Raw genomic sequence first — 13,903 nt, 5'->3', positions numbered from 1 at the left:
CCCCTACTGCGATCGCAGTAGGGGCAAGTGTCTGCGATCGGGCAACGACGAGAGGCCGGCGGACTGCGAGCGTGGCGGTGTGCCGGGATTCCGGCCCGTGTTCCTCTGGAAAGGCTCGTCGATGTCCCCTCTCGCCCGCTGGTGCCACCGGCACCGGCTCGCCGTCGTCCTGGCCTGGGTGGGCCTGCTGATCGCCCTCGGTGGGGCGGTCGGCGCGGCCGGCAGCAGCTTCGGCAACAGTCCGCTGTCGCAGGACACCGACTCGGCCAGGGCGACGGCTCTGCTCCAGAAGGGCGCGAGCAGCGCGGCGGGCAAGAGCGGCAGGGTCGTCTGGCAGGTGAGTGACGGCAAGGTCACCGACGGCGCGGCCGAGCGGTCCATGAGCGGAGCCCTGAAGCGCATCGCCGACGCCCCGGGCGTCGCCTCGGTGACCGACCCCTACACGCCCGCCGGCCGGGCCCAGCTCAGCGAGGACGGCAGGACGGCGTACGCGACGGTCGCGTTCGACGACGGCGTGGACGACGCCCGGATCGACCATGTGAAGAACCTCGCGACGGCCCCGGAGTCGGGGAGTCTGCACATCGCTCTCAACGGGCAGGCGTTCACCGTCAACCCGGAGCCGAACGCGGTCGCCGACGCCATGGGCATCGTGCTCGCCTTCATCGTGCTGCTGTTCGTCTTCCGGGCGGTCTGGGTGGCGGCCCTGCCCATCATCACGGCCGTCGCCGGCGTCGGCACCTCCGCGGTCACGGTGATGCTGCTCAGCCACGTCATCACGCTCTCCGACACCACGCTGACGCTGGGTTCGCTGATCGGCCTGGGCGTGGGCATCGACTACGCCCTGTTCATCGTCAACCGGCACCGCGGCAACCTGACGGCGGGCATGAGCGTGGCCGAGTCGGTCGCCAAGTCCCTCAACACCTCCGGCCGGGCCGTGGTGTTCGCCGGTCTGACCGTCGTCGTCGCGCTGCTGGGCATGCTCACCCTGAACGTCGGCATCATCAACGGTATGGCGATCGGCGCGGCCATCACCGTCGTGCTGACCGTACTGGCCGCCATCACCCTGCTGCCGGCGCTGCTTAGCCTGATCGGCACGAGGATCCTGGGCCGCGCCGGGCGTCGCGTCCGCGCCGGACACGGAGGAGTCCCGGCGGGCGGCACTGGGCTGTGGGGCCGCTGGGCCGAGCGCGTCCAGGCACGGCCCAAGGTACTGGGCCTGGTCGGGCTCGTGGTGCTCGCGGCCCTCGCGTTGCCGACGCTGTCCCTGCGGCTGGGCGCGTCCGACGACGGCAACCTGCCCGCGTCCTCGACGAACCGTCAGGCGTACGACATGATCGCGGACGGTTTCGGCCCGGGCTTCAACGGTCCGCTCCTCCTCGCGATCCAGGCCCCCACCGCCGCCGACAAGGCGGCCCAGGCGGAGTTGGTCACCGCTCTGGAGCGGGTCGACGGTGTCGCCGGTGTCGGCGCGGCGCCCATGAAGGAGGGGCAGACCGTCGGGGTGGTCTCCGTCGTCCCGACGACCTCGCCGCAGTCGGAGGCCACCTCCGACCTGATCCACCACCTGCGTGACGACGTCATCCCGGAGGCGGAGCGGGGGACGTCCATGAGGGTCTATGTGGGGGGAGTCACCGCGAGCAACGACGACTTCGCGTCGGTGCTGATGGGCAAGCTGCCGGTGTTCGTGCTGGTGATCGCCGTGCTCGGTTTCCTGCTGCTGACGGTCGCCTTCCGCAGCCTGCTCATTCCGGCGGTCGGCGCGCTGCTGAACATCCTCAGCATCGGGGTGGCCTTCGGCGCGATCGTGGTGGTCTTCCAGTACGGCTTCGGCGCCGGGCTCCTCGGGCTCGGTGCCGCGGGGCCGATCGAGTCGTTCGTACCGATCCTGGTCGTCGGCATCATGTTCGGCCTGTCCATGGACTACCAGGTCTTCCTGGTCAGCCGGATGCGCGAGGAATGGGCGCACACCGGTGACAGCCACCGCGCCGTCCGGGTCGGGCAGGCGGAGACCGGCAAGGTGATCGCCGTCGCCGCCGCCATCATGGTCTGTGTCTTCGGCTCGTTCGTGTTCGGCGGCATGCGGGTCATCTCCGAGTTCGGCGTCAGCCTGGCGGTGGCCGTGGCACTGGACGCCCTGCTGATCCGCATGGTCGTCGTGCCGGCGCTCATGCACCTGTGCGGACGGGCCAACTGGTGGCTGCCCCGCCGGCTGGACCGGGCACTGCCCCGCGTCTCGGTCGAGGGCCCCGCACAGGAGCCGGCTCGACCGGCCCGGGCGGTCCGTGAGCCGGAGACGGCCGGCTTCCACGGCGGCTGAAGAGCATCGGCGTACGGCGCCGACCGGGCGGCGGGCTGGGCCGCCGCCCGGTCGGCGCTGCGTAGAGTGAGGGAGTGCAGGTGGCAGTAGTGAGTCAGCGGTTGCCGGTCCGTCATGAACGGATCCGGGACGCGCTTCCGGCCGTGGTGCTGGTTCTGGTGGGCACGGCGGCGACCGCCGCGGGCGAGGGCGGTGTCGGCTGGCACGCACCCCGGCCGGCCGGGACGGCCTGGATGGCACTGGCCTGTGCGCCGCTCGTCTTCCGCAGCCGGTGGCCGCTACCGGTCGTGATCGCCTCGCTGGCCGTCGATCTGGCCCACCTGTGCGTGGCGCCGGACTTCTCCATGACTCCGGCGGCGAGCCTGGTCGCGCTCTACACCCTCGCCACCCGGAGCAGCCGGCGCACCGCCTGGATCACCGGCCTCATCGCGTCGGTCCTGATCACGGCCGTCTATGCGGTCGCCGAGTCCGAGCCGCCCCTCGCGGGCGCCAGTCTGCTCCACTTCGACTTCGCGATCGCGGCCACCGCGCTGGGCGACGCCGTCCGCACCCGCCGTCGGCACCTCGCCGAGGTCGAGGCGCGAGCCGAACGGGCCGAGCGCAGCCGTGAGCAGGAGGCGCGGCGGCGGGTCACCGAGGAGCGGGTCCGTATCGCCCGGGAACTGCACGACGTCGTGGCCCACCACATCACCCTGGTGAACGCGCAGGCCGGCGTGGCGCACCATCTCATGCGCCACGATCCCGACCGCGCGTACGAGGCGCTGGCCCACATCAAGGACAACAGCCGGGCCGCGCTCGACGAACTGCGCGCCACCGTGGGCCTGTTGCGCCAGCCCGACGACGGGCCCGACTCCCGCGCGCCGATCCCGGGACTAAACGATCTGGACGCCCTGGTCGGTGGTGTGCGGACGGGCGGACTGTCCGTGGAGGTGAGGTGCACCGGCACATCCCGGCCCGTGGCGCCCGCCACGGAACTGACCGCTTACCGCATCGTCCAGGAAGCGCTCACCAACACCCACAAGCACGCGTCGGCGACGCGGGCGGAGGTGGAGCTGGACTACGGACCGGACCGGTTGCGGGTCATGGTGACGGACGACGGCAGGCCCGGCGCCGTCCAGGGCCCCGGCTCCGGTCACGGCCTGATCGGCATGCACGAGCGCGCGACCGCCATCGGCGGCACGGTCACCGCGGGTCCGTTGCCGGACGGTGGCTTCCGGGTCGTCGCCGAACTCCCCCTCGCTCTCGCCCCCACATCCGTCTGACCCTCACGAGGTACGAGTCACCCATGACGATCCGCGTCCTGCTCGCCGACGACCAGGCCCTGCTGCGGGGCACCTTCCGGCTGCTCATCGAGGCGCAGCCGGACATGGAGGTGGTCGCCGAGGCGTCGAACGGTGGGGAGGCGGTGCGGCTGGCCCGGTCCGCGCGGGCCGATGTGGTGGTGATGGACATCCGGATGCCCGAGGTCGACGGCATCGAGGCCACCCGGCTCATCGGCCGGGACGAGGATCTGGCCGGGGTGAAGGTGCTGGTGCTCACCACGTTCGAGGTGGACGAGTTCGTCGTCGAGGCACTGCGGGCCGGTGCGAGCGGCTTCCTCGGCAAGGGGGTCGAACCGGCCGAACTCCTCCAGGCGATCCGGCTGGTCGCGGCCGGTGAGGCGCTGCTCTCACCGGCCGCGACCAAGGGCCTGATCGCCCGGTTCCTCTCGCAGCCCTCCCCCGGCGGCCTCGCCGATCCCGAACGGCTGGCCACGCTGACGCCCCGGGAGCGCCAGGTCATGCAGCTGGTGGCCACGGGCCTGTCCAACGACGAGATCGCCGAGCGGCTCTTCGTCACCCCGGTGACCGTCAAGACCCACGCCAACCGGGCCATGGCCAAGCTCGGCGCCCGGGACAGAGCCCAACTCGTGGTCATGGCCTACGAGAGCGGGCTGGTCCGCGCCGGGGAGACTCGGACCTGACCGTCACCGGCACCGGCCTCGCGTCACGCTCCGGTGGGTGCGGCGCGCGGCGCCTCGGCTGCGTCCCGCCGGAACGCCCACTCCAGGCGGGGCTCCAGTACGCAGCGGAACAGCCGCCGCACGGGCGGGGTGCACAGGGCGGTCATGACGCAGGCTGCCACGAGGGTGACCGTGATCTCGCCGACGGGACGATGGATCCAGTCGGGGCCGAACCAGCCGAAGTGTTTGGCCCCCTGGACGGCGAAGCCGTGCAGCAGGTAGCCGTACAGCGTGCCCGCGCCGAGGGCGGTGAACCATGTGCGCCGTCCCGGGACCCAGGCGAGGAAGCAGGCGACGAGGAGCAGGGAGCAGCCGAAGAGGGCCAGGGTCATCACGGGCCCGTACCAGCCGGGGGCGCCCAGTTCCTCGGCGCTGGAGCGGTGGAAGAGCCAGGCGTAATCCCACCGGGGCGTGATCCAGTACGCCCCGGCGAGGGCGCCGGCGACGACGGGCAGGGACAGCAGGCGCATCTCCCGCCGGCGCACCAGCCGGAAGTGCTCCGGCTTCAGCAGCAGACCGAGCACGAAGTAGGGCAGGAACTGCAGGACGCGCTGGAGATCGAGGTCGTCGCCGATGGACGGCGAGAGGGTCGCCAGGGCCGCGATGACGAGGGCGACCGGCAGCGGCCACCGCAGGAGCTTCCAGACCGGGGTGGTCAGTCGCCAGATGAACAGGGCGGCCAGGAACCACGTCAGGTACAGGGGGCTCAGCAGGCTGATGGCGCGGTCGGGATCGCCGCTCGTCCAGCGGGTGTAGTAGGTGTACGCCACCTCGAAGACGACGTACGGCACGACCACGGTGGTGACCAGGCGTTTGATCCGCTCCGGGCCGGCGTCGAAGCGGCGTGAGAAGTAGCCGGAGATGACGATGAACGCCGGCATGTGGAGGGCGTAGACGAGGGTGTAGAGCGCGGTGACGGCGCGGCTGCCGTCGCGCAGCGGCTCCCAGGCGTGTCCGATGGCCACCAGGACGATGGCCAGGTACTTGGCGTTGTCGAAGAACGAGTCTCTGGGCTTGGCCGCGGGGGCCGCCGGCCGGTCGCCGGTCGCCCGGCCGCTCGCGGCACGGGGGACTTCGGGTGGGGAGTGCCGTGTCTCTCGGTCGCCGCGCGGGGGCAGCGTGCGCGGGCCGGCGTTTCCTTGCGGTTGAAGCCCGAACAGACCAGAACACCTCTTACTTCGTCGCGTGTTGGTGGATCCCTCCTCCGATCACATCACGAAAGTTCATCGATTGCGTAATCGTGCAACCGTGACACCCGGACGGTCAGGCGTCGCGCAGCGCCTTCTCGATCTCGCCGAGCGAGCGGGTCAGCCTCCCGTAGTCGGCGGGGGTCACCGGGGCCACGAAGTACCGCTCGACGACCGACGCGTGGATCGCGGCCGCCCGGAGGAACACCGTACGACCCTGCCCGGTCGGCTCGACCAGGACGCTTCTGCGGTCTCCGGGAGCCGGCACGCGCCGCACCAGGCCGGTTCCCTCCATGCGGTCGATCAGGCGGGTGATGCCGCTGCTGGTGAGTGTGAGGTCATCGGCGAGCCTGCGCTGCGAGATCTCCTCGTCCGGATGCCGGCAGAGCCGGATGAGGACCTCGAACATCGTGTGGCTGATCTCGCACTCCTTGCGCAGAGCCGTGTCGATCCGCTGTTCCAGTCGGGTGGCGGCCTTGATCAGCAGGCCGAAGTCGTGCACGAGCGGGCTGTCGGCGGCTCGTGCGGCTTCGTCGTTCTCTCGTTTCGCGGTGTCCACCCGGCCGACTTTAGTGCTTCTTCACCTACTGCCATCTCAATTACTGAGCAATCAATTGCTGAGCAGTCAACGAACTCTTAGGGTGGGGCCCACCACCCAGCACGTCGACAGAGAGGGAAGTCAGTGGACCTTCAGCACTGGCTCGGCCGGGCCAACGACGCGATACAGCAGTGGGCCGACACCTTCGGCCCCTATGAGCAGCACCCGTCCCTCCTCGTCGACGACGATCGTTTCGCCGCCTCCTTCGAGGAGCTGACCGGGAGGCTGAAGGAGAACTATCCCTTCTTCCACCCGCGCTACGCGGGCCAGATGCTCAAGCCCCCGCACCCGGCGGCCATCGTCGGTCACCTCACCACGATGCTGATCAACCCCAACAACCACGCCCTGGACGGCGGCCCCGCCACCGCCCGCATGGAACGCGAGGCCGTCGCGCAACTGGCCACGATGTTCGGCTTCGACACCCACCTCGGCCACCTCACCACCAGCGGTACGATCGCCAACCTCGAGGCCCTCTTCGTCGCCCGCGAGCTCCACCCCGGCCGAGGGATCGCCTACAGCGCCGACGCCCACTACACCCACGGCCGCATGTGCCACGTCCTCGGCATGAAGGGGTACCCGATCCCGGCCGACGACCGCGGCCGCATCAGCCTCGACGCGCTCGAGGACATCCTGCGGACGGGAGAGGTCGGCACCGTCGTGCTCACCGTCGGCACCACCGGCCTCGGAGCGGTCGACCCGGTCCACGACGCCCTCGCTCTCAAGGAGCGCTACGGCGTCCGGCTCCACGTCGACGCGGCGTACGGCGGCTTCTTCACCCTGCTCGCCGGCGTCGACGGCCCGGAGGGGCTCCCGCCGCAGCCGTGGCACGCGATCGCCCGGTGTGACTCGATCGTCGTCGATCCGCACAAGCACGGCCTCCAGCCCTACGGCTGCGGCGCCGTCCTCTTCCGCGACCCCGAGGTGGGCCGCTTCTACCTGCACGACTCGCCGTACACCTACTTCACCTCCAACGAGCTGCACCTCGGCGAGATCAGCCTGGAGTGCTCCCGTGCCGGCGCCTCGGCCGCGGCCCTGTGGCTCACCTTCCAGGTGCTCCCGCCCACGCCCGACGGACTGGGCCGCGTCCTCGGGGCCGGCCGGCGGGCCGCCCTGCGCTGGGCCGACCTGATCACCGCCTCGGACGAGCTGGAGCTGTACCAGCAGCCCGAGTTGGACATCGTCGGCTACTTTCCCGCGGTGGATCCCGCCGCCCTCAGCGCGGTCGACGCGGCGTCGGCGCGTGTCCTGGCCGAGGGCATGACCGGACCCGATCCCGTGTTCCTGAGCACCCTCAAGGCCGACCGGGACGCCTTCACGGCACGCCACCCGCAGGTCACCGCCGACGCCGACGGCGCCCGCATCCTGCGCAGCGTCCTGATGAAGCCGGAGTCCGAGGACCATGTGCAGCGCCTCCATGACCGGGTTGCGCGTCTCGCCCGGTCATGAGCGCCGCCCACGGGGGTCACGTCAGATCGTGGTCACCTCGGAGCGCGTACGCCTCCGCGAGGAGGAGGTAGCTGCTGGCGGTCCAGGTGTAGGCACGGTCGCGCAGGCCCGTCCCGGCGAGGGCGTCGAAGTTCTCCGCGAAGCCGTGGGCCTCGCACAGGGCACGGAAGCGGCTGCTGATGTCGTCCGCCAGGCGGTGGTGTCCGGCGCGGCGCAGGCCGTCCTCGACGAGGACGGTGGCGGGGGCCCAGATGGGGCCGCGCCAGTAGCCGTCGTCGAGGTAGTGGGGGGAGGTGGGCAGTTCGGTGGCGAGACCGTACGGCGTCAGGTGGGCCTTGATGTGGTCGGCCAGGGCGCCGCTGACGGGGGCCGGCAGATGCTCGCCGAGCACGATGGGCATGAGGTCGAGGAGACTGGCGCTGCTCCAGGTGTCCCCCGTACCGACGCCCCGGGCGACGAACCGGTCGTCTCTCCAGAGCTGGTCCAGCAGTGCCGCCTGGGTCTCCTGGGCTGCTCGCGCCCAGCGGCGGGCCTCGTCGCCCCGGCCCAACTCCTCGGCCAGATTTTCGAGTTCGTGCAGCTGGAGGACGAGGAAGGCGGACAGGTCGGCGGTCTCGACCACCCGCTCGGGGTCGAAGGTGGTGGCGTTGTCCCAGCCGCTGTCGTTGCCGTGCTGGTAGTGGGGGAAGGCGGAGCCTGGGGCGCGTCGGGCGGTGAGCCAGAAGTTCGTCCAGCGTTCCAGCCGCTGGTAGGTCTCGCCCAGTTCGGCCGGGCCGGGGGGCGTCGGCAGGCGGCGGCGCAGATGGCCGAAGGCCCAGCCGTGGATGGGCGGTTTGACGAAGTTGTAGAGGACCTCGGAGTGGGCCACCGAGTCGGGAAGGGCGCCGCTGCCGTCCTGGTGGTCGAAAGGCAGTGCGAACTGGTCCCGTGCCAGTTCCGGGCAACCGGGCGCCAGGGCAAGGGCGTTGAAGCAGTGGTCCCAGCTCCACACCTTGTCCATCCAGTGCTTGGACATCAGCACCGCGGGCCGGGTGACCCGACCGGTCGGATTCACGGTGGCCGACCAGACGACGTAGGCGGCCAGTTCGGCGGCCGGAGTGGCGGACGAGCGCCAGGGAGCCACCACGTCCACGAACCGGGCGAACGAGTCCCGCGCGCATGCCGCGATGTCGTCGAAGGCCGCCGCGGACGTGTACGCCGGGCGGGCGGCCTCGAGTTCCTCGATGGCGATCTCCCAGGTCCCGTCCGCCGCCGCGGCCGTGGCGAGACCGCGCTCGGCGCTGCCCAGCGTCTCGGCCCCGGTCGCGTCGAGGGTGCCGGACAGCGCGGTGACGCGGTACCGGCGTCCCGTCTCGTAGGACGTGAACACGTGGGCGCCGACCGCGGCGTCGTGGAAGAAGTAGGTCCCGCCGAACGGCGTCAGGGTCGGTGCGGCTGCCCGCACGGCCATGCCCAGGCCGCTCCCCCGCAGTCGCACGGTGTCCGGCGACTCGTAGGCGAGGTCGACGCGCCCGCCCGCGCCGGTCCAGCTGAGCAGGCCCGGTCTGGCCTCCACGCGGGTCTCCGCCCGGTCTGCGGTGACCGGGTCGAGGGGTGTCAGGCTCAGGACGGCGTGCATGCCGTTCTGATGGGAGACGAGGTGGAGATCCTCGGCGTACGTCTTCTCCGCCACCACGGGCGAGATGCCGAACCAGGATCCGAACGTGCTGAACGGGATGTCGTGGACGGAGAAGGCCGGGCCGGAGCGGTCGGCGGTCATGTGGTGTCACTCGTTTCTCGAGCAGGGGGAAGGTCAGTCCTTGACCGCGCCGGCCGTCACGCCGGCGGCGACGTAGCGCTGGGCCAGGACGAGGATGACCGCGGCGGGCAGCGAGGCCACGACGGCGGTGGCCATGATGGCGTTCCACTCCTGGTTGTTGTTGCCGATGTAGTGGTAGATGCCGAGGGTGATCGGCTCGTGCGCCCCTCCGTTGACGAGGGTGCCGGCGAAGACGAAGTCGGACCAGGACCACAGGAACGCGAACAGCGAGACCGTGACCACGGCGTTGCGGCTCATCGGCAGGACGATCGACCAGAAGGTGCGCACGGGCCCGGCGCCGTCCGTCCGGGCCGCCTGGAGCATTTCGCCCGGGATGCCGGACATGAACGCGGTGAAGATGAGCACCGCGAAGGGGACGGCAAGGGTGGAGTCGGCGACGATCAGCCCGGGGACGGACTGGAGCAGGCCCAGTTGCAGGTAGATGGCGTAGAAGCCCATCGCCATGATGATGCCGGGGATCATCTGCGCGGCGAGGAGGAGGAAGCTCAGCGCTCCTCCGCCGCGCGGGCGCAGTTTGGCCAGGGCGTAACCGGCGGGGGCGGACAGGGCCACGGTGAGGGCGACGGTGCCCAGGCCGATGACCAGGCTGGTGCCGAGGTAGGGCAACTGCTCGTCGAGGACGGTGCGGTAGCCGGCGAGGGTGCCGTGGACGGGGAACAGGTCGGGCGGGGACTTGCGCATGTCCTGGTCGCGGGTGAGGGAGACGTTCAGCATCCAGTAGACCGGGAAGAGCATGATCGCGGTCAGCAGGACGCCGACGGTCGTCTTTCCCCAGGTGCGTCGGCTTGTCATGAATATGCCTGCTTTCGCTGGACCCTCATGTAGAGGAGGCCGAACGCCAGGGCGGCCACCACCAGCAGGTTGCCGACGGCCGCGCCCGGGCCGAAGGCGGGCAGCAGATTGCCGAAGCCGAGCTGGTAGGACCAGGTGGCGAAGGTCGTGGAGGCGTCGGCGGGGCCTCCCTTGGTCATGATCCAGATGATGTCGAAGACCTTGAGCGTGTAGACCAGCCCGAGGAGCAAGGTGATCGCGGACACGGGGCGCAGCAGCGGGAAGGTGATGCTCCAGAAGCGGCGCCAGGCTCCCGCCCCGTCGAGGGCGGCCGCCTCGTACAGGCCGGAGGGGATGGACTGCAGGCCGCTGTAGAGCACGACCAGGTTGAACGGGACGCCGATCCAGATGTTCGCGATGATCACCGAGGTGAGCGACCAGGACGGTGACGTCAGCCAGTTGACGGGGTCGAGACCGAGGGCGTGCAAGGCCGCGTTGACGATGCCGGAGTCGCTGTTGAGCATCCACGACCAGGTCGAGGCCGACACGATCAGCGGCAGCAGCCAGGGGACGAGGAACAGGGCCCGCAGGGTCGCCGAGAGCCGGAAGTGCTGATTGAAGAAGACCGCGAGGGCCAGTCCGATGGCGTACTGGAAGGCCAGGCACACGCCGGTGAAGACCACGGTGTGGAGCAGGGCCGGGGCGAAGGTCGGGTCGTCGAAGACCTTGCGGTAGTTCTCCAGGCCGGTGAACGGGGCGTCGCCCTGGACGAAGGAGCGGACGGTGTAGTTGCGCAGGCTCAGGTCGAGGTTGCGGTAGAGCGGATAGGCGTAGAAGAGGGCGAGGTAGAGGGTCACCGGGGTGAGGAAGGCCCAGGCGGCCCACTGCGGGGAGACGGGCCGGCGGCGTTCCGTGGTGCGGGCCGGGGGTGGGGCGGCGTGGGCCGCCCCGTTCCGCAGCCGCACGGACCGGTGCTCCGGCGGATGGACGGTCTGCTTCATCGGACCCACATCACTTGACCGCGGCCTGCGCCGAGGTCAGCGCGTCCTTGGGCGACTTGGACCCGCTGAGGGCGGACTGCACGGCCTTCCACATCTGCTCGGAGATCTTGGGGTACTTGGTGCCCAGGTCGTCACTGGTGCGGCCCTTGGCCGCCTTGACCGCGTCGACCCACGGCCCCAGCGCGGGGTCGGCCGCCACCTGCTTGTTCCGGACCTCTTCGGTGGGGGCGACGTAGGAGAGGGTGGTGTCGGTGTCGTACAGGTTGGTATTGCTGGTCAGGCAGGCCGTGAGCTTGCTCGTGGTGGCGTAGCGGCCGGTGTCGCTCTGGACGGGGACGGTGACGAACTCGCCTCCCGTCGGGGCCGCGGCGTTGCCGCCGCCGGTGGCCGGGATGGGCAGGACGCCGTAGTCGAAGCCTGCCTTCTTGGCGGCCGCGAGCTGCCAGGTGCCGTTCTCGGCGAAGGCGTAGTCGCCGCTCGCGAACTCCTGCCAGCTGGTGGTCTGGGTGTTGTTGAGCACGGAGTTGGGGGCGTAGCCCTTGTCCAGCCAGCCCTTCCACAGGGACAGCGCGGAGACGGCCGCGGGCGAGTCGAGGTCGGTGAGGGCGGCGCCGGAGCCCCAGAACCACGGCAGGAACTGGAAACTGCCCTCCTCGGTGCCGATCGCGGAGAAGGTGATGCCCTTCTTGCCCGCCTTCTTGGTCTTCTCCAGGGCTGTCGTCAGCGACTTCCAGTCCTTGATGGAGGCGACGTCGACACCGGCCTCCTTCAGGACCTTCTTGTTGTAGTAGAGCGCGAGGGTGTTGGCGCCGATCGGGGTGCCGTGGGTCTTGCCGTCCGACTGGCCGGCCGCGAGGAGGTTGGGGTCCACGGTGGAGGTGTCGAGCTTGTTCTCGTCGGTCGTGGTGAGCACGCCCGCCTCGGCGAGGGTGGACACCACCGGGTTGTCGACGATGAGGACGTCCGGGGAGTTGCCCTGCTGGGCCGCGAGCAGCGTCTTGTTGGCCAGGTCGCTGGTGTCGAAACCGGTCCGCTTGACCTTCACGCCGGCCTTGCTGCCGCAGGCGTCCAGCAGCTTCACCCACGCCGAGCCCTTGGCGAACTGCGGGTACGGGTCCCAGATGGTGTAGGTGCCGCTGTCCGCACCCTTGGTGTCGGTACTCCCCGAGCCGGAGGAGCAGGCGGTGCCGGCCGCGGCGAGGACGGTCGACAGGGCCACTGCGGCGAGGCGCCGTCTGGAGGTGCTGTGCATCGCTGGTTCCTTCGTTCTGGGCACAGGGGTGCCGTGGCGGGGGCGATGTGGAGGAAGCGGGCACACCGGAGGGAGGCGGTGAGGGGGTGTGCTCGAAGAAGAGGGGAGAGGAACGGGGTGAGGAGGTCAGGGCTGTGGGGAGCCGGTGGCGGGACCGGTACTGGCCCGCAGCGAGATGGGGGGTGTCAGCAGGTGGTGCCGAGCGGCGGCGCCGGGCTGGTCGAGCCGCTCCACGAGTAGTTCGACGGCCCGCCGGCCCAGTTCCTCCGCCGGGACGTCCGCGGCGGTGAGCTGCGGGGTCACCGTCTCCGCCCACCGGCTCGCCACCACCCCGGTGACGGAGAAGTCGCGCGGCACATGGCGGCCGGCCCGGGCCAGTCCTCGGTACAGACCGCCCAGCGCGGCCTCGTTCAGGGTGACCAGGGCGGTGGTGTCCGGGTCGTCGCGCAAAATCTGTTCCAGGCAGGCCTCGCCGGAGGCGGCGTCGTCGCCGCAGCAGTACGTGCGCACAGTCAGCCCGCGTTCGGCCGCAGCCTTGGTGAAGCCGTCGAGGCCGTGGTGTGCCGATTCGTACCCGGCGCGCAGCAGCTGCTCGGGGCGGTTGACGAAGGCGACCCTGCGGTGGCCCAGGTCCGCGAGGTGGCGGACGCATGCCGCCGCCAGCGCCGTGTGGTCCAGGCCGACCCACCAGCCGCTCTCCGGGTGGGCGGTGCGGCCGATGGCGACGGCCGGGAAGTCGAGCGCGGCGAGGTGGTCGGCCCGGTCGTCCTCCAGTCTGATCTCCATCAGGATGGCGCCGTCGACCCGCCGCTCCCCCAGCAGCCGCTGGAAGGACCGGTCGCTGTCCACACCGCTCGGTGACAGCAGCACGTCGTAGTCGTAGGCCGCGGCGGCCTCCACGACACTGCCGATGAAGTCCAGCTGCATGCCGGTGTAGTGGTTGCCGGCCGGCGGGAAGACGAGGCCGATGGTGCTGGTCCGTCCGTTGGCCAGGGCGCGGGCGCTGGCGCTGGGCCGGTAGCCCAGTTCGTCGACGACCTGCTGGATCTTTCGGCGGGTGTCCTCCGAGACCGGGCGCTTGCCGCTGAGTGCGTACGACACGGTGCTCCGCGAGACTCCGGCTCGCTTGGCGATCTCCCCGATGTTCACGGCAACTCCTGGCTCGTCGAACCGGTTCGCATGGCAGGAAGGTAGGAACCGTCCCGACTGCTGTCAATACCTGGGACGCACTTCGCTGGCCGGTCGGGTGTCCGCCCTGAATCCTCGTGTCACAGGCATTGCTGCCCCGGGGTGCCGGTGCTAGCTTCGCGAACCGGTTCGATGCATCGTCCCGTTCGGTCACGGTGGGACAGACCCTCATGCCCTCATCCGTGCACCGGCGTACCCCCCATCCGACGCTCCCCCTACCCCCTGCACGCACCACCTGCACGCGCTACGGATCGAACCGGTTCGACGGACGTGTGGACCCCACCGCTGCTCGCCGAAGCGGCGACACGACCCGACACGACGC

General features: G+C 70.6%; 11 protein-coding genes. 4 read left to right on the top strand and 7 right to left on the bottom strand.

Going from position 1 to position 13,903, the window contains the following annotated elements:
• Window positions 1–121: 121 nt before the first annotated feature.
• The 3 genes from FDO69_RS40225 to FDO69_RS40215 all read left to right on the top strand — a co-directional run bounded on the left by FDO69_RS40225 (window position 122) and on the right by FDO69_RS40215 (window position 4,280).
• Window positions 122–2,317 carry an MMPL family transporter gene (locus tag FDO69_RS40225; protein ID WP_104789039.1) on the top strand — a complete coding sequence of 732 codons (2,196 nt, stop codon included), beginning with the start codon at window positions 122–124 and terminating at the stop codon, window positions 2,315–2,317.
• An 80-nt stretch (window positions 2,318–2,397) separates the two neighbouring features.
• On the top strand, window positions 2,398–3,579 hold the full coding sequence (locus FDO69_RS40220) for a sensor histidine kinase (protein WP_234388310.1): 1,182 nt from the start codon (window positions 2,398–2,400) through the stop codon (window positions 3,577–3,579).
• Window positions 3,580–3,602: 23 nt separating this feature from the next.
• Window positions 3,603–4,280: a response regulator gene (locus FDO69_RS40215; protein WP_104789035.1), complete on the top strand. Its 678-nt coding sequence runs from the start codon at window positions 3,603–3,605 to the stop codon at window positions 4,278–4,280.
• Between the two features lie 23 nt (window positions 4,281–4,303).
• On the opposite strand, the gene FDO69_RS40210 is transcribed toward FDO69_RS40215, so the two are convergent.
• Complete coding sequence (locus FDO69_RS40210) at window positions 4,304–5,437, bottom strand: acyltransferase family protein (protein WP_170321019.1); 1,134 nt, start codon at window positions 5,435–5,437, stop codon at window positions 4,304–4,306.
• Between the two features lie 145 nt (window positions 5,438–5,582).
• The gene (locus FDO69_RS40205) at window positions 5,583–6,065 is read right to left on the bottom strand and encodes a MarR family winged helix-turn-helix transcriptional regulator (protein ID WP_104789031.1); all 483 of its coding nucleotides are present in this window, start codon (window positions 6,063–6,065) and stop codon (window positions 5,583–5,585) included.
• A 123-nt stretch (window positions 6,066–6,188) separates the two neighbouring features.
• On the opposite strand from FDO69_RS40205, the gene FDO69_RS40200 reads away from it, so the two are divergent.
• Window positions 6,189–7,550: a pyridoxal phosphate-dependent decarboxylase family protein gene (locus FDO69_RS40200; protein ID WP_104789029.1), complete on the top strand. Its 1,362-nt coding sequence runs from the start codon at window positions 6,189–6,191 to the stop codon at window positions 7,548–7,550.
• 16 nt (window positions 7,551–7,566) lie between these two features.
• Here FDO69_RS40200 and FDO69_RS40195 read toward each other — a convergent pair whose 3' ends face one another.
• The 5 genes from FDO69_RS40195 to FDO69_RS40175 all read right to left on the bottom strand — a co-directional run bounded on the left by FDO69_RS40195 (window position 7,567) and on the right by FDO69_RS40175 (window position 13,542).
• The gene (locus tag FDO69_RS40195; protein WP_104789027.1) at window positions 7,567–9,309 is read right to left on the bottom strand and encodes an amylo-alpha-1,6-glucosidase; all 1,743 of its coding nucleotides are present in this window, start codon (window positions 9,307–9,309) and stop codon (window positions 7,567–7,569) included.
• A gap of 33 nt (window positions 9,310–9,342) precedes the next feature.
• Window positions 9,343–10,161 carry a carbohydrate ABC transporter permease gene (locus tag FDO69_RS40190; protein ID WP_170321017.1) on the bottom strand — a complete coding sequence of 273 codons (819 nt, stop codon included), beginning with the start codon at window positions 10,159–10,161 and terminating at the stop codon, window positions 9,343–9,345.
• The gene (locus FDO69_RS40185) at window positions 10,158–11,141 is read right to left on the bottom strand and encodes a carbohydrate ABC transporter permease (protein WP_104789080.1); all 984 of its coding nucleotides are present in this window, start codon (window positions 11,139–11,141) and stop codon (window positions 10,158–10,160) included. The genes FDO69_RS40190 and FDO69_RS40185 overlap by 4 nt, the downstream gene beginning before the upstream one ends.
• A 10-nt stretch (window positions 11,142–11,151) precedes the next feature.
• Complete coding sequence (locus FDO69_RS40180) at window positions 11,152–12,393, bottom strand: sugar ABC transporter substrate-binding protein (RefSeq protein WP_104789024.1); 1,242 nt, start codon at window positions 12,391–12,393, stop codon at window positions 11,152–11,154.
• A 126-nt stretch (window positions 12,394–12,519) separates the two neighbouring features.
• Complete coding sequence (locus FDO69_RS40175) at window positions 12,520–13,542, bottom strand: LacI family DNA-binding transcriptional regulator (protein ID WP_104789022.1); 1,023 nt, start codon at window positions 13,540–13,542, stop codon at window positions 12,520–12,522.
• Between the last annotated feature and the right edge of the window lie 361 nt (window positions 13,543–13,903).

The organism is Streptomyces tibetensis, assembly GCF_007655005.1.
GTDB lineage: Bacteria > Actinomycetota > Actinomycetes > Streptomycetales > Streptomycetaceae > Streptomyces > Streptomyces tibetensis.
This window is presented reverse-complemented; position numbering and strand designations above follow the sequence as displayed.